Annotated in this window: 16 protein-coding genes; 6 read left to right on the forward strand and 10 right to left on the reverse strand. The window is 68.5% G+C overall.

Translation table 11 applies throughout. The features are described from left to right. Nucleotides 1-51: 51 nt before the first annotated feature. The 10 genes from DK459_RS18715 to DK459_RS18760 form a co-directional block, all read right to left on the reverse strand. Nucleotides 52-2,628 (reverse strand): EAL domain-containing protein, encoded by a 2,577-nt coding sequence (locus tag DK459_RS18715; protein ID WP_006388555.1) that lies wholly within the window; start codon nucleotides 2,626-2,628, stop codon nucleotides 52-54. Nucleotides 2,629-2,667: 39 nt separating this feature from the next. After that, nucleotides 2,668-3,465 carry a biofilm regulation diguanylate cyclase SiaD gene (gene siaD, locus DK459_RS18720; RefSeq protein ID WP_006388554.1) on the reverse strand — a complete coding sequence of 266 codons (798 nt, stop codon included), beginning with the start codon at nucleotides 3,463-3,465 and terminating at the stop codon, nucleotides 2,668-2,670. Further along, nucleotides 3,462-3,839: a biofilm regulation phosphoprotein SiaC gene (gene siaC / locus DK459_RS18725; RefSeq protein WP_006388553.1), complete on the reverse strand. Its 378-nt coding sequence runs from the start codon at nucleotides 3,837-3,839 to the stop codon at nucleotides 3,462-3,464. The genes siaD and siaC overlap by 4 nt, the downstream gene beginning before the upstream one ends. 38 nt (nucleotides 3,840-3,877) lie before the next feature. Next, a complete protein-coding gene (gene siaB / locus DK459_RS18730) occupies nucleotides 3,878-4,417 on the reverse strand; it encodes a biofilm regulation protein kinase SiaB (protein WP_006388552.1) in 540 nt (179 codons plus the stop codon). Between the two features lie 23 nt (nucleotides 4,418-4,440). After that, complete coding sequence (gene siaA / locus DK459_RS18735) at nucleotides 4,441-6,435, reverse strand: biofilm regulation protein phosphatase SiaA (protein WP_024067650.1); 1,995 nt, start codon at nucleotides 6,433-6,435, stop codon at nucleotides 4,441-4,443. A gap of 222 nt (nucleotides 6,436-6,657) precedes the next feature. Continuing rightward, the gene (locus tag DK459_RS18740) at nucleotides 6,658-7,362 is read right to left on the reverse strand and encodes an ABC transporter ATP-binding protein (RefSeq protein ID WP_006388550.1); all 705 of its coding nucleotides are present in this window, start codon (nucleotides 7,360-7,362) and stop codon (nucleotides 6,658-6,660) included. Next, on the reverse strand, nucleotides 7,362-8,162 hold the full coding sequence (locus DK459_RS18745) for an ABC transporter ATP-binding protein (protein ID WP_110134970.1): 801 nt from the start codon (nucleotides 8,160-8,162) through the stop codon (nucleotides 7,362-7,364). Before DK459_RS18745 ends, DK459_RS18740 begins: the two co-directional genes overlap by 1 nt. Next, nucleotides 8,159-9,130, reverse strand: a complete 972-nt coding sequence (locus DK459_RS18750; protein ID WP_370445603.1) for a branched-chain amino acid ABC transporter permease — start codon at nucleotides 9,128-9,130, stop codon at nucleotides 8,159-8,161. Before DK459_RS18750 ends, DK459_RS18745 begins: the two co-directional genes overlap by 4 nt. Further along, nucleotides 9,130-10,050: a branched-chain amino acid ABC transporter permease gene (locus DK459_RS18755; protein WP_006388547.1), complete on the reverse strand. Its 921-nt coding sequence runs from the start codon at nucleotides 10,048-10,050 to the stop codon at nucleotides 9,130-9,132. Before DK459_RS18755 ends, DK459_RS18750 begins: the two co-directional genes overlap by 1 nt. Nucleotides 10,051-10,202: 152 nt before the next feature. Further along, on the reverse strand, nucleotides 10,203-11,366 hold the full coding sequence (locus DK459_RS18760) for an ABC transporter substrate-binding protein (protein WP_006388546.1): 1,164 nt from the start codon (nucleotides 11,364-11,366) through the stop codon (nucleotides 10,203-10,205). A 260-nt stretch (nucleotides 11,367-11,626) separates the two neighbouring features. Between DK459_RS18760 and DK459_RS18765 the strand changes: the two genes are divergently transcribed. The 6 genes from DK459_RS18765 (at nucleotide 11,627) to DK459_RS18790 (ending at nucleotide 18,474) form a co-directional block, all read left to right on the forward strand. Then, entirely contained in the window at nucleotides 11,627-12,121 is a 495-nt protein-coding gene (locus DK459_RS18765) for a MarR family winged helix-turn-helix transcriptional regulator (RefSeq protein ID WP_006388545.1), read from the forward strand. Nucleotides 12,122-12,231: 110 nt separating this feature from the next. Continuing rightward, nucleotides 12,232-13,272 (forward strand): hypothetical protein, encoded by a 1,041-nt coding sequence (locus DK459_RS18770; RefSeq protein ID WP_110134971.1) that lies wholly within the window; start codon nucleotides 12,232-12,234, stop codon nucleotides 13,270-13,272. A 121-nt stretch (nucleotides 13,273-13,393) separates the two neighbouring features. Further along, entirely contained in the window at nucleotides 13,394-14,620 is a 1,227-nt protein-coding gene (argJ, locus tag DK459_RS18775; RefSeq protein WP_024067645.1) for a bifunctional glutamate N-acetyltransferase/amino-acid acetyltransferase ArgJ, read from the forward strand. Nucleotides 14,621-14,920: 300 nt separating this feature from the next. Beyond that, complete coding sequence (locus DK459_RS18780; protein ID WP_054439257.1) at nucleotides 14,921-15,787, forward strand: ATP-binding protein; 867 nt, start codon at nucleotides 14,921-14,923, stop codon at nucleotides 15,785-15,787. Next, complete coding sequence (locus DK459_RS18785) at nucleotides 15,780-16,742, forward strand: Nudix family hydrolase (RefSeq protein ID WP_110134972.1); 963 nt, start codon at nucleotides 15,780-15,782, stop codon at nucleotides 16,740-16,742. The genes DK459_RS18780 and DK459_RS18785 overlap by 8 nt, the downstream gene beginning before the upstream one ends. A gap of 295 nt (nucleotides 16,743-17,037) precedes the next feature. Next, complete coding sequence (locus tag DK459_RS18790) at nucleotides 17,038-18,474, forward strand: ABC transporter substrate-binding protein (RefSeq protein WP_070542698.1); 1,437 nt, start codon at nucleotides 17,038-17,040, stop codon at nucleotides 18,472-18,474. The last annotated feature ends 1 nt before the right edge of the window (nucleotide 18,475 follow it).

Genomic DNA, 18,475 nt, shown 5'->3' on the forward strand with positions numbered 1-18,475 from the left:
ACACGCGCGACTCAAGAACCCAACTTCGACGCAAGCAAGCAAAAAAACCGCTCACCCCCTAGCCCGCAGCCACTCCTCAAGATCCCCCGCCGGCAACGGCGGCGAAAACAGAAACCCCTGCCCCGCCGCGCACCCCTGCTCGATCAGGAAGCGCCGCTGCTCCTCATTCTCGATCCCCTCTGCCACCACCGGCAGGCTGAGACTCTCCCCGATCCGGATCACCGCGCTCGTCAGCGCCCGGGCCGCGTCATCGCTCTCCAGCCCCTGGACGAAACTGCGGTCCAGCTTCAGTTCGTCCACGATCAAGCGCCGCAAATGCCCCAGGCTGGAATAGCCCGTGCCGAAATCGTCCATCGACAGGCGCACCCCCAGGCGGTGCAGCTCCGCGATCGTGCGCAGCGTGCCCGCCGTGGCGTCGAGCACCACGCCCTCGGTGATCTCCAGCATCAGGTCCGACGCCGCCAGCCCGAACTCGGCCAGCGTCGCCGCGATCATCCGCGGCAGGTTCAGGTTGTGGAAATTGGTCGCCGACAGGTTCACCGACACCGATGGCACCCGCAACCCGTTGTTGCGCCAGATCGACAGCTGCGAGCAGGCCTCGCGCACCGCCCAGTCGCCCAGGTCGCCGATCAGCCCGCACTCCTCGGCCAGCGGCACGAACCGGGCCGGCGAAATATCGCCCAGCGTCGGATGGCGCCAGCGGGCCAGCGCCTCCACGCCATACAGGCTGCCATTCTTCAGCCCCACCTGCGGCTGGTAGTGCAGCCGCAACGCGCGGCCCTCGAGCGCATCGCGCAATGCCGCTTCCAGCGCCAGGCGTTCCTGGGCCTGGCGGTTCATCTCGGCGCTGAAGAACGAAATGCGGTTGCGCCCGGCTGTCTTGGCCTGGTACATCGCCATGTCGGCGTGGCGCAGCAGCGTGTCCATGTCGCGGCCGTTCTCCGGGAACACGCTGATGCCGATGCTCACCGACGGATTGAGCGTGATGCCGCCCGCCACGAAGGGATGCGACAGCGACACCAGGATGTGCTCGGCGGCGGCCGTCAGGCGGCCATGCTCGAAATCGGGCATCAGCATCACGAACTCGTCGCCCGACAGGCGGCCGACAATATCCGTGGCGCGCGCCAGGCGGCGCAGGCGCTGGGCGATGTCTCGCAGCAGCGCGTCGCCGATGGGATGGCCGAGCGTATCGTTGACCTGCTTGAAGCGGTCCAGGTCCAGGAACAGCACCGCCACGCGCTTGCGCTCGGGCTCGGCGCGGGCGATGGCCTGTTCGGCCTGGGCCAGCAGCAGGTTGCGGTTCGGCAGGCCGGTCAGTTCGTCGTAGAACGCCAGCTGGCGGATGCGGGCGCGGGCCTCTTCGCGCTCCAGCGCCAGCGCGCACAGGTACACGCATACGTCGACCAGGCGATGATGGAAATCGTCCGGCAGGCGGCGTTCGCGGAAGTAGAAGCCGAACGTGCCGATCACGCGACCGTCGCTCGACTTGATCGGCGAGGACCAGCAGGCCTTGATGTCCTCCGGCAGCGGCAAGTGGCGGTAGTTGTCCCACAGCGGGTCGGTGGCGATGTCGGGCACGATCACCGGGCGCCCCAGGAAGGCCGACGTGCCGCAGGCGCCCGCCTGCGGCCCGATGGCCTCGCCGTCCAGGGCGTCGGCGTAGGCGGGCGGCATGCTGGGCGCGGCCAGCGGGCGCAGCTTGCCGGCCTCGTCGACCCGCAGCACCGTGGCCGCGACCTCGGGCGCCAGGCGCTCGACCTCGCGACAGACCATGTTCATCACTTCCACCACCGAGGCCTCGTTGACCATGGCCTGCAGCACCCGCCGTTGCAGCACCTCGTGCACCTTGGTGGGCGTGATGTCGGTCAACACGTCGACGATGTTGACCAGCGATCCGCGTTCGTCGAACACGGAATTGGCCATGACCGACACCCATAGCGGCTTGCCGCCCCGGTCATACACCAGCACGTCCTTGTGATAGCCCTCGCGGCAGGCGATGCGGCGGTCCAGTTCCTCGCGCGTGCCGCCGTCGGGCCGGCCGCCGGCCAGCAGTTCGCCCAGCTCCTGCTCCAGCGCGTCGGCGCGCGAGAAGCCCAGCATGCGCTGGAAGCCGTCGTTGACGTAGACAATGCGGCCATCGCGGCCCGACACGGCCACGGCGTTGCCGGTTTCGTTGATGCCCAGCAGCAGCAGGCGGATTTCCTCCTGGCGCTCGGCGTCGGCGATGGACTTGCGCGAGATGACCGCGATGCGGCGGACCTCGCCGCTTTCGTCGCGCATCGGCAGATAAGTGGCCTCGATCCACACCGAGGTCCCGCTGCGCTTGCGATAGCGGCAGGTGCCCGAGAAGAACTCGCCACGACGCAGCCGCGCCCAGATCTGCTCGGCGCTGGCGATGCCCTTGCCTTCGTCCATGCTGTCGCACAGCAGGTCGTGGCGCAATCCGGCCACATCGGCGCGGGAATAGTCGAGCGCGGCCAGGAAGTTGTCGTTCGCGTTCAGGAGGGAGCCGGCGGCATCGAAGTCGAACAGCAGCAGTGCCCGGTCCATCGTCGCCAGATAGTTGCCCACCTGCCACGCGGCGCCCTGCGGGGCCACGCTCGAACCGCCTGGATGAGAATCAAGCATAAGGGGCTCCATACCGGAAGACAGCGGCTCCGGGTTCATTCAGCGCCGGGGGAATCCAAGCGCGACGCGGTCGCGTCCGTCCTGCTTGGCCAGGTACAAGGCCTGGTCCGCCCGGCTGAGCGTTTCTGAAAAGGTTTCTCCGAGCTGGTGATAGGCCATGCCGATGCTGACCGTCAGGCGCAGCACGTCGGCGCCGACATCGATGGCCAGGGCGCGCACCGCGCCGACCAGCCGGTCCATCACGCCCTGCGCCGTTTCCGGCGGCGTGGCCGGCAGCAGCACCAGGAATTCCTCGCCGCCCCAACGGCCGCACAGGTCGTATTCACGCACGCTGTGGCGCATCGCGCCGGCCAGCTCGACCAGGGCGCGGTCGCCGACTTCGTGGCCGTAGCGGTCGTTGACCGCCTTGAAGTGGTCGACGTCGAGCATGGCGACCACGAAAGCCTGGCCGCCGCGGGCCGCGCGCTGCACTTCCTGCTTGATCAGCTCCATCAGGGCGCGGCGGTTCAGCAATCCGGTCAGCGGATCGCGGCGCGACGTTTCTTCCAGCGTCGCGTTCAGGTCGCGCATCATGTTCTGGTAGTGGTCGGAGATGCGCGCAATCCGCGCCAGTCGCCGCAGCTGGCGGTCGAACTGCTCGCACAGCCCCATTTCGCGCTGGTGCGCCATGGACTGGTAGGCGTCCGACAGGTGCGTGATGCGTTCGATCCGCGACATCTGCTCGGCGGTGTGGCGCCACAGGTCCTGCAAGGCCTCGCGCAACGGATGCCCGGCGTAGGCAGGATCCGCCAGCAAGGCGGCGATGCGTTCGTCCAGCTCGGCGTTGCCGGGCTTCATTGGCGGCCGACGACCGAGAATGGGAAGGTGCAGTCTTCCTTGAATTCCTCGGCCAGCTCGCCGACGCGCTCGTTGCGCATGTCGTAGAACCAGGTCACGCTGACGCCGCGGCCCTTGGCGTGGGCGGCTTCCAGCAGGTCGAAGATGTCCATCACGGACTTGATGCTGCTGGTGTTCAGGTACAGCAGCTCCAGTTCCAGGTTGAGCGGCGCCGTGCCGTTGAGCAGGTAGGCTTCCACCCACTCGATGACGGGGCCGAACAGTTCGAAGGAATTCTCCGGGTAGGAGTCGCCGCGCATCGCCAGCACGCCGGCGGCGGCGTCGGCGGTGATGGCGGGCGTGGACTGGGTCCCGGGAATGTTCAGGTCTTTCATCAATAACTCCGAAAAGGGTCTATGGCTCGCGGGCGCGGTCAGATCACGACGCTCAGGCTGAAGAAGGCCCGGCCCTCGCCCGCCGCGGGCGTCAGGCTGGCTTCCAGCGGCGCGCCGGCGCGGCGGGCGATATCGATCAGGCCCAGCCCCGCGCCCGAGGCCACGCCGGGCGTGCGCGGCTTGTGCAGCTGGGCCTTGTATTCGGCCTTCAGGGCGGCCTTGTCCAGCGCGGCCAGCTGCTGGATGCGGGCCACCAGGTTGTGGCCGTCCTCGGCCTTGACCAGGTTGCCGGCGGAGACCACGTAGCGGCTCTCGTCGCGGCGGCCGATGACCACGGTGGCGGCGGCGTCGGCGTCGCCGTTCTGCGCGGCGTACTGGCGGATGTTCTGGATCATCTCGATATACACCGAGAACACGTCCATGGCTTCGGCCGGCCGCGCATGCTCGGCGTTCAGGTAGTTCTTCAGCGCATTGCCGATTTCCTCGATCAGGCTGCGGGAGATCGGCCCGTTGAAGCACAACAGCGTGCGATTCTGGTCGAACCGCTCGCCCAATGCGTAGAGATCGGAGGCATTCATGGGAGTTACCGCCCTGATAACGATTATTCGAAACGGAAAGACAGCAAGGTAATGTCGTCGCGCTGCGGCATCTCGCCCTGGTACCGGGCCAGGGCCTCGGTAAAGGCCGCCGCCTGGTCGGTTAACGGCTGCCGCGCGTGTCTCTTGAGCATTTCGGCGAAACGCGTGTTGCCGAAACCGAAGCCATGCTCGCCGCCGGCCTGATCCAGGAAGCCGTCGGTCGCCAGGTAATAGGTCCAACCCGGCTCCATGCGCAATTCGATGTTCTGGTAAGTCCCGATCCGCTTGTCGCCCAGCGCGCGCTTGCCCCCGGGCACTTCGCGCAGGGTCTCGCCGTCGCTGGCGTACAGGCTGATCTTGGCGCCGGCATACCGCAAGCTGCCGGATTGGCGGTCAATATATACCAGCCCCGCGTCCGTGTTGGTGGCCAGCGCCCGCGGCAGCTGGGCGTCGGCCAGCATGGCGCGGATGGCGCTGTCGGTGCGCGTCAGGATGCCGGCCGGATCGGCCGGGCCGGCCTCGGTGATCGCCAGGTCGATGGCGGCGCGCGCCAGCATGGTCATCAGCGCGCCCGGCACGCCGTGGCCGGCGCAGTCCATGATGCCCAGCAGGCAGTTGGCGCCGTCCGAGCGGAACACGTAGAAATCGCCGCCGACCACGTCGCGCGGCTTCCACAGCACGAAGTGGTGGGCGCCCAGCGACTGCGTCAGCTGGCGGTCGGGCAGGATGGCGCGCTGGATCAGGCTGGCGTAGTCGATGGAATCGCCGATCTTCTTGTGCGCGGCGGCCATGGCGCGGTTGGCGTCCTCCAGCTCGGAGGTGCGCTCGCGCACCTTGCTCTCGAGCTCGGCGGTGTGCTGGCGCACCTTGTCGGCCATGACGCCGAAGGCGCGGCTCAGGTCGCCGATCTCGTCCTGTCCGCCCGGCGGCAGGCGCACGTCGTAGCTGCCGTTGGCGATGGCGCGGGCCGATTGCTGCAGGCGGCGCAGCGGCCGCAGCATCAGGCGCTCGATGGCATAGCCGAAGCACAGCAGCAGGGCCGCGAACAGCAGCACCAGGCCGATGGCGGCCGGCCACAGCCAATCGGTGTCCAGCACCCGGGCCGCGCCCAGGTCGACCACCGTCAGCACGTGCCAGTGCAGCTCGGGCATGTAGGCCACCGACACCAGCTGGCGCACGCCGTCGATCGAGACCCAGGCCGACTGCACCGATTGCGGGTCGGCCTGGGCCGCATGCAATGCCGAGCGCAGTTCGTCGCGGCCGCTGCCGGGGTCGAGCAGGTTGAACACCATGCCGCGGCCGCTGGCCCCTTGCGTGCCGCTGGCGCCCGAGTTGTAGGCGATCAGCGTCGGATCCATGTGCGCCTGGATCGCGCCATCCTCGTCGACGATGATGGGCGTCACGCCGGGCTGGCCGCTGTTGACGAAGTCGCGCAGGAAGCCGCCCACGTCCAGGCCGGCGCCGGTCAGGCCGATGACCTTGTCGCCGTCGCGCACCTGCACGTTGATCCAGACCCGCGTGGTCTTGAGCTTGAGGTCCGGATTGACGTTGATGTTGTAGCGCGCGCCCGCCTTGAGCGAGTTGTAGAACCAGCCGTCGTCGGCCGCCTGGCGACTGAGCGTGTAGCGCGGCGCTTCCGACAGCGGCTGGTCGTCGTTGAAGTAGTAATGGCCGGTGGCGGCGCTGGCGATGAAATAGGCGCGGCCCAGCAGGTCGCGGCGGTAGCCGTCGGCCTCGCGGAAGAACAGTTCGCGCGCGGCCGGGTCGCTTTCATTGCGCAGCCAGCGGCGCGTGACCTCGCTGTCGGCCAGCCGCTGCGACAGCGCCAGCTCGCGCGACACCGGCGCCAGGATGCGCTGGCGGTTCAGCTGCGTGAAGTTGTCGGCGAAGGCGCGGCCGAAGTGATCGCGCACGCCGTCCAGCACCTGCCAGCCGATCAGCGCGGCCGGCGCCAGCGCGACCAGGCAGGCCAGCAACAGCGCCATCAATGATTTTTTGCGCAAACCCCATTTCGCCATGCGAAGTCTTCCCTGACAGCTTGTTAAGACGTGACGCATCCACGCGGTACGCACGGCGCGCTAAGTGTAGAGAACCACGGGATGAATGGAAACAGGCGTAAACACGCGGATTTGCCAAAGGTCAGCCTATTTCCGGCCGATCCGGACGAACCTCGCGTTTATTGCGTTTTATTTTATATCGAAAGAAACACCGCGGCCCGCGCCGCATTTGCGGCTTTCGCGCTACACGCCCAGGTAGCGTTCCCACAGGCCGCGGTCGGCATCGAGCGCCGCGGAGTCGCCCGTCCAGACCACCTTGCCGCGTTCCAGGATGACGTGGCGGTCGGCCAGGCTCAACAGGCGCTCGACGTACTTGTCGATCACCAGGATGGTCTGGCCGGCCTGGCGCAGGCGCGCCAGGCAGTTCCAGATCTCTTCGCGGATCTTGGGCGCCAGGCCCTCAGTGGCCTCGTCCAGGATCAAGAGGCGCGGGTTGGTGACCAGCGCGCGGCCGATGGCCAGCATCTGCTGCTCGCCGCCCGAGAGCTGGTTGCCCATGTTGCGGGCGCGTTCGCCCAGTCGCGGGAACAGTTCGAACACGCGCTCGGGCGTCCACGGCTCGCCGATGGCGGGATTGCGCGCGGCCACGAAGGCCGTCAGGTGCTCGCGCACCGTCAGGTTGGGAAAGCACTGGCGCCCCTCGGGCACGATGGCCATGCCGGTGCGGGCGATGCGGTCCGGGCTCCAGCCGCTGATGTCCTGGTCGGCGAAATGGATCCTGCCGCCGCGCAGCGGCAGCTGGCCGAACAGGGTGCGCAGCAGCGTGGTCTTGCCCATGCCGTTGCGGCCCAGCAGCGTCACCACCTGGCCCGCGCCGATCTGCAGGTCCACGCCGAAGAGCACCTGGCTGGCGCCGTAGCCGCTCTGGGCCGATTCAATGCTGAGCATCAGGCAGTCTCCTGGCGCGCGGGCGCCGTCTCGTCGTCACCCAGATAGGCCTGGCGCACGTCCGGGTTGGCGCGGATCTCGTCCGGCGTGCCGGTGGCGATCACGCGGCCGTAGACCAGCACCGAGATGCGGTCGGCCAGCCGGAACACCGCCTGCATGTCGTGCTCGACCAGCAGCATGGCGGCGCGGCCGCGCAGGGATTCGATCAGGTCGGTCAGGCGCAGGGTCTCGTCGGGCCCCATGCCGGCCATGGGTTCGTCCAGCAGCAGCACGCGCGGCCGCGCGGCCAGGGCCAGCGCGAACTCGACCTTGCGCTGTTCGCCATGCGGCAGGGTGCCGGCGGCGCGACCCAGCAGGCTGGCGTCGATGGCGCATTCGCGCGCCAGTTCGCGGGCCTGCTCGTACAGGGCCGACTCGGCGGCGCGCGGCTTCCAGAAGCGGAAACTGCTGCCGGCATGGGCCTGCGCCGCCAGCACCAGGTTGTCGAGCACGCTGGACTGCTTGAAGATGTTGGTGATCTGGTACGAGCGCGACAGGCCCGCCGCCACGCGCTGGTGCGCGTTCATGGCGGTGACGTCGCGGCCGTCCACGGCCAGCGAACCGGAATCGGCCGCCAGCGTGCCGGACAGCAGGTGGATCAGGGTCGACTTGCCGGCGCCGTTGGGGCCGATCAGGGCGTGGATCTCGCCCGGGTTCAACGAAATCGAGACGTTGTCGGTGGCCACCAGCGCGCCGAAGCGGCGCATCAGGTTGCTGGCCTGCAGGGCGGGCGCCTGCGTGGGGGTATGCGTCCGGTTCATGATCCCGCCTTGCCGGTTTGCGTGGCGGCGCGACCGCCGAACAGCGGGCCGAGCAGGCCCACCAGGCCGCGCGGCGCGCCGAACACCACGCACAGCAGCAGCACGCCCAGGGGCAGGTGCCAGTATTCGGTCCACTGGCGCAGCACTTCCTCCAGCACCAGCATCACCACCGCGCCGGCCACGCCGCCGTAGCGCAGGCCGATGCCGCCCACCAGCACCATGATCAGCAGATTGGCCGACTGGGTCCAGTGCATCAGGCTGGGCGAGATGAACAGGTTGTGGTTGGCCAGCAGCGCGCCGGCCAGCCCGGCCACCGCGCCGCTGAGCGTGAAGGCCGTGAGCTTGATGCGGTAGACCGGATAGCCCATGGATTCCATGCGCGACTCGTTTTCACGGATGCCCTGCAGCGCGGTGCCGAAGCGCGACAGCGTCACCCGCCCGAACAGCCACATCATCACGGCGAAGATCACCAGCACCAGGTAGTAGAACGCCACGTCGTTGGCCAGGTCGATGCCCGGCAGCGACGAGTAGCCCGGCAGGTTCAGGCCGTCCTCGCCGCCGTACTGGCGCAGCGAGATGAAGATGTAGAACAGCATCTGCGCGAACGCCAGCGTGATCATGATGAAGTACACGCCACGGGTGCGCAGCGAGATCGCGCCGGTGATGAAGGCCAGCAGCGCCGCCAGCAGCATCGCCACCGGCCACGACACCAACGCCGAGGTCACGCCCGACATCGCCAGGATGCCGACCGCATAGGCGCCGGCGCCGAAGAAGGCCGCGTGGCCCAGCGCCACCATGCCGCCGTAGCCCAGGATCAGGTTCAGGCTGGTGGCGGCCAGCGCGTAGATCAGCACGCGGCGCACGAAGGAGATATAGAAATCCAGGCCCAGGGCCGGCGCCACCAGCGGGAACGCCGCCAGCGCGGCCAGCAGGGCCAGGGTCCAGAGGATCGAAGCAGTCCGCATCATCAGCCTCGCGCCGGAAACAGGCCGGAAGGCCGGAACACCAGGACCGCCGCCATCAGCACGTAGATGGCGATGGCCGCCAGCGTCGGGCCGACGCTGGAGGCGACCGCGGGCGAGAACACCTGGCGCAGCAGCATCGGCAGGAAAGCGCGCCCGGCGGTGTCGACCATGCCCACCAGCAGCGCACCGACGAAGGCGCCGCGGATCGAGCCGATGCCGCCGATGACGATGCACACCAGCACCAGGATCAGGATTTCCTCGCCCATGCCGACCTGCACCGAGGTGATCGGGCCCAGCAGCGCGCCGGCCACGGCCGCCAGCATGGCGCCCAGCACGAACACGCCCAGGAACAGCAGCGGCACGCGCACGCCCATCAGGGTGGCCATCTGGCGGTTCGAGGCGCCGGCACGCACCAGCACGCCGGCGCGGGTGCGCGTCACGAACCAGTACAGCCCGACGGCCGAGGCCACGCCGAAGACGATGATCATCAGGCGGTAGGCGGGATACAGCAGGTCGGGCAGCAGGCGCACCGGCCCGGACAGCAGTGCCGGCATGTTCAGCATGACCGGGGCCGGGCCCCAGATCATCTTGACCAGGTCATTGGCGATGAGGATGACGGCGTAGGTGCCCAGCACCTGCGCCAGGTGGTCACGCAGCGCCAGGCGGCGGATCAGCGTCAGTTCCAGCGCCACCCCGACCAGGCCGGTGGCGACGGCGGCCACCAGCACGGCGGCGGTGAAGGACCCCGTGCGCTGCATGGTTTCGGCGGCGACATAGGCGCCTGCCATATAGAGCGAGCCGTGCGCCAGATTCATGATGTCCATGATGCCGAACACCAGGGTCAGCCCGGCCGCGATCAGAAACAACATCAACCCAAACTGCAGACCGTTCAGCAATTGCTCGACGATGAGCGTGAACGTCATGAAAAATCCCCTCTGCTGTAGACCCGCCCCCGCAGCGCTGCGCGCTTGCCCCTCAAGGGGCGTCGCGACGGACCGGTGAAGCCGGATCCGCGCGACCCCGCAGGGTCGGGCTACATCGTGTAGCCGCGACGCTTTACGCGTCCCGCCGCCTTTTATAGTTTGCAGTCGCCGACGTAGACGTCCTGGTACTTGTCGAACACCTTGCCGACCAGCTTGTTGGTGATGCGGCCGCTGGCGTCCTTGTCGACCACGCGCAGGTAGTAGGCCTGGATCGGGTAGTGGTTCTTGCCGTAGGTGTAGCTGCCGCGCACCGAGGGGTAGTCGGCCTTGGCCAGCGCCTTGACGATGGCGTCGCGGTCGGAGGCCTTGCCGCCGGCCTGCTTGACGGCGGCGTCCATGGCCATGATGACGTCATACGCCTGGGCGGCGTACACCGACGGGTAGCGGCCGTTGTATTCCTTGCGGAAGGCCTCGACGAACGCCTTGTTCTGCGGCACGTCCAGGTCATGCGCCCACTGCGCCGTGTTGTACATGCCCAGCATCGGCTCGCCCACGGCCTGGATCACGTCCTCGTCGGCCGAGAAGCCCGGGCCGATCAGCTTGACGCTCTGCGACAGGCCGGCCGACACGAACTGCTTGACGAAGTTGATGCCCATGCCGCCCGGCAGGAAGATGTAGACCGCGTCCGGCTTGGCGGCGCGGATCTGGGCGATTTCGGCGGCGTAGTCGATCTGGCCCAGCTTGGTGTAGACCTCGTCGCCCGGGGCGGTCTTGTAGCCGCGCTTGAAGCCGGCCAGCGCGTCCTTGCCGGCCGGGTAGTCCGGGGCCATGATGAACATCTTCTTGAAGCCGCGGTCGGCCGCGACCTTGCCGGCGGCTTCGTGGAAGGCGTCGTTCTGGTAGGACGAACCGAACCAGTAGTTGTTGCACTGGGCGCCGGCGAACTGGCTGGGGCCCGGGTTGTTGGACAGGTACGGCACCTTGGCGGCGAACAGCGCGGGGCCGACGGCCAGCGCCACGTTCGAGCCGATCGGGCCGGTGAAGAAATCGACCTTGTCGCGCTGGATGTAGCGCGTCACCAACTGGCGCGCCTGGTCCGGGTTGCCGCCCATGTCGGTCTGCAGGAATTCGGCGGGCTGGCCGCCCAGCTTGCTGCCCAGTTGCTTGATGGCCAGGTTGAAGCCGTCGCGGGCTTCGGCGCCCAGGGCCGAGAACGGGCCGGAAATGTCATTCGCGATGCCGACCTTGACCGGATCGGCATGCGCCAGTGCCGGAACCAACGCGGCGGCGGCAACGAGGGAAGTGATGAAACGCATGGTGGTGTGCTCCGTGCGCGAGCCGCGCAGAGGGTGTTTTTCTGGGATTGCGATTCGAAGGACTTCTATGCCCGGCCTGCCGGCCCGTTCAGGCGGCGCGTCAGACCGGCGCCCGCAGCAGCCGATCCCGTGGTACGGCAAGGGGAGAACTGGCGTGGTTCATAGTTTAGGTTTAAAGTATCCGGCAAAACAAGTCTAGGGTTTTTACCAGTGACTCACGAATACAGACCTCTCCACGCATTCCCGGTAACCTCCCGACCATGACAGACGCCCCCGACCTGGAATCCCGCGCCGCCCCCGACGATCACCACGCGCTGCGCCTGTGGCTGCGCATGCTGACCTGCGCCAATCTCATCGAAGGCGAGATCCGCAGCCGGCTGCGCAACGAATTCGACACCACCCTGCCCCGTTTCGACCTGATGGCGCAATTGCAGCGCGCCCCCAAGGGCATGAAGATGGGCGAATTGTCGCGCCACATGATGGTCACCAACGGCAATATTACCGGTATCACCGACCAACTCGAAAAAGAAGGCCTGGTGGTGCGCACCAAGGTCGAGTCCGATCGCCGCAGTTCGCTCATCAAGCTGACGCCGCAGGGCAGGAAGAGCTTCGCCAGGATGGCCCGGGCGCACGAGTCGTGGGTCAAGTCCATGTTCGGCGAACTGCCCGAAGGCAGCCGCAACGCCCTGTTCCAGGCGCTTGGCGAACTGAAGCTGCAGGTCATCGCCACCCGCTCGGCCAACGCCAAGGACTGAGCGGGTCCGAGCCGCGCCCGGCGCCGCCCGCCGACCGACGGCGCACCAGCGTCGCCCGGACGCGGCGCCAGCCTCAAAAAACGGCAACGCTTTGGCGCATAATTGCCGCCATGATTCCGGTATCTCTCCCTGGCGGTAATTATTACGTGCTGATGGCGGTCTCGCTGGCCTGCCTGTCCACGCTGCTGACCTGGCTGGCCGTCCTGGCCACCAGCCGCGGCGCCCGCCTCTGGCTGGGCGACCATCGCCGCGGCGGCACGATCCTGATGGCGCTGCTGGCCCTGGTCGGCGGCATCTTTCCCTACCAGCAACTGGGCCAGTGGCTGGCCGCCCAGCGCGACGCGCGCCTGGGCGCCAGCCTGAACCTGGTGCTGGCCCAGCCCACCCGGCTGGCCGGCGTCGACATGCCGACCGGCACGGCGCTGCGGCTGGCCACGCCTGGCGACCCGGCCTCGTTCGACCGCGCCACCTTCCCGGACGGCCAGCCGGCGACCGTGCAGGGCGTGCGCGCCACCCGCCTGTTCCATTACCCGGCCACCAGCCGCCAGCCCGAGAGCCTGTCCGTCGAGCTCGACCGCGACCAGGCGCTGGACGGCTGGCTCTGCGCCCACGGCCACCGGGTCGAATTCGTCATGCAGAGCGGCCAGCCGCGCTTTTCCAGCTGCCACCTGGCCATCGGCAACAGCTTGAACCAGCAGCCGGTTCCGCCCGGCGCCTGGCTCAAGGTCGACGAGGCGGCGCGCGGCAGCGCCCCCGATCCCGCCAGCCCCGCGCCCCGCTGGCTGCTGCGCGCCGAAGGCAGCGAACCGCTGACGGTGGCCGGCATGCCGCTATTGAAAGTCGACATGACGCTGGATGCCCAGCGCCGCCTGCTGGCGTTCGAGGGCCTGCTGGGCCGCGAAAGCGCGCTGGGCGGCATCACCTACCCCACCGGCACCCGCATGCTGACGGCCGGCCCGCGGGTGCCCGGCGTGCAGCCCGGCGACCTGCTGTTCTCGCCCTCGCGCGGGCGCTCGGCGCGCCAGGCCGACGGCAAGGAAATCGCGGCCGGCATGTCGGTGCTGCAGGCGCCGGACGGCCGCGTGCGCGCCATCCTGTCCAACCGCGAGGCCGGCGTGCTGGACGTGGCCGCCATGCGCACCGCCCCCTGACAGCCGGCTTTCGGGCGGCCGCGGCCGGCTGTCGCAAAGCAGTGGGATAATACGAAGCTTTCCCCCGCGCGCCGCCTTGCCCTGGCGGCGATTCCGTCCTGCTCATTCATGAGACGAAGTCATGGCCGTTAACCTGCAGATCCCCTCCGAGTCCGAAATTTTCCCTGTTGCCGGCGTTGAAATCGGCGTCACCGAGGCCGGCATCCGCAAAGCCAACCGACGCGACCTGACCGTATTCCGCCTGGCCGAAGGCAGCAGCGTGGCCGGCGTGTTCACCCGCAACCGCTTCTGCGCCGCCCCCGTGCAGGTCTGCCAGGCCCACCTGGCCGACGGCGGCCCGATCCGCGCGCTGGTCATCAACACCGGCAACGCCAACGCCGGCACCGGCGCCGAGGGCCTGAAGAAGGCCCAGGACACCTGCGCCGAACTCGGCCGCCTGCTGGGCGTGCCCGCCGCCCAGGTGCTGCCGTTCTCGACCGGCGTGATCCTGGAGCCGCTGCCGCTCGACCGCCTGTTCGCCGGCCTGCCGGGCGCCATCGCCAACCTGGGCGCCGACCATTGGTCCAGCGCCGCGCACGGCATCATGACCACCGACACGCTGCCCAAGATCTCGTCGCGCCGCGTCCAGATCGGCGGCAAGACCGTCACCTTCACCGGCATCAGCAAGGGCGCCGGCATGATCCGCCCCAACATGGCGACCATGCTGAGCTTCCTGGCCACCGACGCCGGCATCGCCCAGCCGCTCTTGCGCAAGCTGGCGGTCGAGATCGCCGACGCCTCGTTCAACCGCATCACCGTGGACGGCGACACCTCCACCAATGACTCGTTCATCATCGTCGCCACCGGCAAGTCGGGCGTCGAGGTCAATGCCGAATCCGACGCCGCCTACGCCGCCGTGCGCGAGGCCCTGACCGCCGCCGCGCTGGAACTGGCGCAGAAGATCGTGCGCGACGCCGAAGGCGCCACCAAGTTCATGACCATCCGCGTCGAAGAGGCCGGCAACACCGAGGAAGCCCTCAAGGTGGCCTACGCCGTGGCCCATTCGCCGCTGGTCAAGACCGCCTTCTTCGCCTCGGACCCCAACCTGGGCCGCATCCTGGCCGCCGTGGGCTATGCCGGCATCGACGACCTGGACGTGTCGAAGATCCGCCTGTGGCTCGACGACGTGCTGGTGGCCAAGGACGGCGGCCGCAACCCGGCCTACCAGGAGGCCGATGGCCAGCGCGTGATGAAGCAGGCCGAGATCACCGTGCGCATCGCGCTGGGCCGCGGCCAGGTCAGCGACACCGTCTACACCTGCGATTTCTCGCACGAGTACGTGTCGATCAACGCCGACTACCGTTCCTGATCAAGACCCGCCATCCGCCCGGCTGACCCCGGGCGCGAAGCGACGGCGTTCAGTTGCGCGCCGGGCCTCGCGGGATGGCGGCAGCAATGAAATCCAGTGGCTGCGCCTTACCCATCGCCGGTCACTGCCCCCGGGGAATCCGTGGCACCACCGCGGTCCCCGGCAGGTGACAACCGTTGAGCGGCGCGCGTCCCCACGACGCCTTGCGGCGGGATACGCGCCCTCTTCTTCCGACGATGCCCGCGAATGCGACGCGGGCCCGGTGCCGGGCCCGCCCGTTCGCTCTTCCAGGATCACACCGTGACCGCGACCGAATTCACCACCCTCATCCAGCGCGCCGAGCGCGTCCTGGCCCAGCTCGAAGCCTGGCTGCCGCCCGCCCCTCCCGACATCGACTGGAACGCCCACGCGTTCCGCTGGCGCAAGCGCGGTTCGCGCGGCTGGCTCGACGCCGTGCGCCACGTGGCCCGCATCGAACTCGAAGACCTGCAGCACATCGAGCGCCAGAAGGGCATCATCGACCGCAACACCGTGCAGTTCATCGAGAAGAAGCCCGCCAACAACGTGCTCATGACCGGCGCCCGCGGCACCGGCAAGAGCTCGCTGGTCAAGGCCATGCTGGCGGCCTACGGCGAACGCGGCCTGCGCCTGATCGAGGTCGACAAGTCCGACCTGGGCGACCTGGCCGACATCGTCGAGCTGGTGGCCGCGCGCCCCGAGCGCTTCATCGTGTTCTGCGACGACCTGTCGTTCGAGGAAGGCGAGGCCGGCTACAAGGCGCTCAAGTCCGTGCTGGACGGCTCGGTGGCCGCCTCGGGCGACAACGTGCTGATCTACGCCACCTCCAACCGGCGCCACCTGATGCCGGAATACATGAGCGAGAACCTGCAGGCCAAGCACCAGCCCGACGGCGAGATCCACCCCGGCGAAACCGTCGAGGAGAAGATCTCGCTGTCCGAGCGCTTCGGCCTGTGGCTGTCGTTCTATCCCTTCAAGCAGGACGACTACCTCGATATCGTCTACCACTGGCTGCGCGAGCTGGGCTGCCCCGAAGCGCAGATCGAGCCCTCGCGCACCGAGGCCTTGCAGTGGACGATCGAGCGCGGTTCGCGCTCGGGACGCGTCGCCTATCAATTCGCCCGTGACTGGGCTGCCCGCCATGTCTGACAAAATCATCGATGTCGCCGCCGGCCTGATCCTGCGTCCGGACGGCATGCTGTTGCTGGGGCAACGCCCCGAAGGCAAGCCCTGGTCGGGCTGGTGGGAGCTGCCCGGCGGCAAGCTCGAACCCGGCGAGACCGTGCTGCAGGCGCTGGCGCGCGAGCTGCAGGAAGAGATCGGCATCCGCGTGACGCAATCTCGCCCGTGGGTGACCTACGTGCACGCCTACCCGCACACCACGGTGCGCCTGGCGTTCTGCCACGTCACCGGCTGGGAAGGCGAGCCGCGCAGCCTGGAGAACCAGCGCCTGGAATGGGTCGACCCGGCCAACGCCGCGTCCGTCGGCGACCTGCTGCCCGCCACCCTGCCGCCGCTGCGCTGGCTGCAGCTGCCGACCGCCTATGGCATCAGTTCGATCGGCTCGCGCGCCGGCCTGTCGGCGTTCCTGGGCCGGCTGGACGCGGCGCTGGCGCGCGGCGTCAGGCTGGTGCAACTGCGTGAACCGCAGTGGCCCGACGGCCCGGCCTCGGCCTCGCTGCACGAGGCGCTGCAGCAGATCGTCAAGCGCTGCCGTGCCGCCGGCGCCCGCGTGCTGGCCAACAGCGCCCATCCAGCCGCCTGGTGGCGCGAGGCCGACGGCGTGCACCTGCGCAGCGCCGACGCCGCAAGGCTGACCTCGCGCCCCGAATTGCGGGCAGGCGCCCTGGTCGGCGTCTCGGCGCACGACAACGCCCAGGTGGTGCATGCGCGCGAGCTGGGCGCGGACTTCGCCGTGCTCGGCCCGGTGCTGGACACGCCCTCTCACCCCGGCGCGCCGACGCTGGGCTGGGACGGCTTCGTCGCCGGCAACCGCGACGCCGGCATCCCGGTCTTCGCGCTCGGCGGGCAATCCACTCAGACCGTCTCGCAGGCCCTGCGCCACGGCGCGCACGGCATCGCCGGCATTCGCGGCCTGATCTGACGCGGACGGCGCAGGCAGGATCGCCGGTCCGCCGCCCTGCCCATGACCGGCGCGCCGCGCCGGTTTTTTACGTCCTAGGGAAACTCCCCCCTTGCCGCGAAAGGTGGCCAGGTCCTATCTTCGCTACTGATGTGACCACATGGTCACTTCGGATGGCCAGCTCGTCGAACGCGAGGCGGAGCAACCGGTTCAACATCCCGACGCCCGCTCGCTGGCGCCATCGCGCCGCCATCCCGCTTCATCGCTTTTGCTGCACCGTTTCTTTGTCGTCGATCCCACCACAAGGAAGTCCAGCATGCCCCAGCCCCTCCATCCCGATGGCCGCCCCAACCCGGTTCCGGCCGACGCCCAGCGTCGCGACTTCATCCTGCGCGGCGCCGCCAGCCTGGCCGGCGCGGCCGGGCTGGCGGCCGGCGGCTGGCCCCTGCGGGCGCTGGCACAGGCCGCCTCGCCGCTGACCTTCGCCTTCTGGCCCTGGGGCAGCGAGATCGTGCAACAGGGCGCCGCCCGCTTCACGCAGGAAAGCGGCGTGCCGGTGAATCTGTCGCCGATTCCCGGCGACTACGCCGCCGTGCTGGAAACCCAACTGGCCGCCAAGGCGCCGCTGGACATGTTCTATGCGCAGCGCGGCCAGGCCTCGCGCTGGTACGCGGCCGGCTGGATCCGCCCGATCGACGACATGTCCGGGCTGGCGGACATCCAGAAGCAGATGTTCCCCGGCATCGTCGAGGACGCCAAGGCCACCGACGGCCGCTACCTCGGCCTGACCTATTACAACGGCGGCCCCTATGCGCTGTTCCGCAACGAGAAGATGCTGGGCGAGGCAGGCTACGGCGGCACCGCCAACGCCGCCGACTACCCGCGGGACTGGGCCACGGTCGAAAAGCAGGCGCGCGAAATCAAGCAAAAAGGGTTGGCGCAGCACCCGATGCTGATGCCCTGGTACAACGCCTGGACCGGCCTGCCATGGGCCCTGATCGCGCAATGCTTCGCCGAGGGCGAGCGCTTCGTCGACGGCGAGCTGCGCGCGACCTTCGGCCCCGACACGCCGCTGACCAAGGTGCTGAGCGACTGGAAGCGCTGGTGGGACGATGAACTGGTGCAGCGCGCCGTGCTGACGTGGTCGGGCACCGAGACCTCCAGTTCCTGGATGAAGGGCCAGCACGCCTTCCACCTGAACATCGATTACTACAGCTTCAACTACAACGATCCCGCCAAGAGCCAGATCGCCGAATACTCCAGCTACAACCCAGTGGTGCCGGGCGCCACCCACGACACCGTGCTGGTGGGGCATGCGCTGTTGTGCATGTCGACGCGCAAGCGCAGCGACGCCGAGCAGGCCGCGCTGTGGGAACTGGTGAAGTACTTCGGCTACCGCGACCGCGCCGGGCAACTGACCACGCACAAGAACTGGATCGCCAAGGCCAACCTGGAAGTGCCCTTTCCCGAGCTTTACCGCGATCCCGAAAGCCGCGCCGCCATCATGAAATGGATGTACCCGGCGCATCGGGAGCAGGTCTACCAATGGCTGTTCGAGGGGCGCGAGAAGGCCGTGGCCGCCAATATCCTGAAGGCCCCCTGGTACCAGGAATGGGATACCGGCATGCATGAGATGATCGCGCAGGACATGCTGATCAAGGGCACCCGCACGCCCGCGCAAGTGGCCACCGAGCTGCGCGCGCGCTGGGACGGCCTGTACAAGAAGTACGCCAAGATCCTCAAGCGGAGCTGAT

Source organism: Achromobacter sp. RW408 (assembly GCF_003184165.1).
Lineage (GTDB): Bacteria > Pseudomonadota > Gammaproteobacteria > Burkholderiales > Burkholderiaceae_B > Achromobacter > Achromobacter xylosoxidans.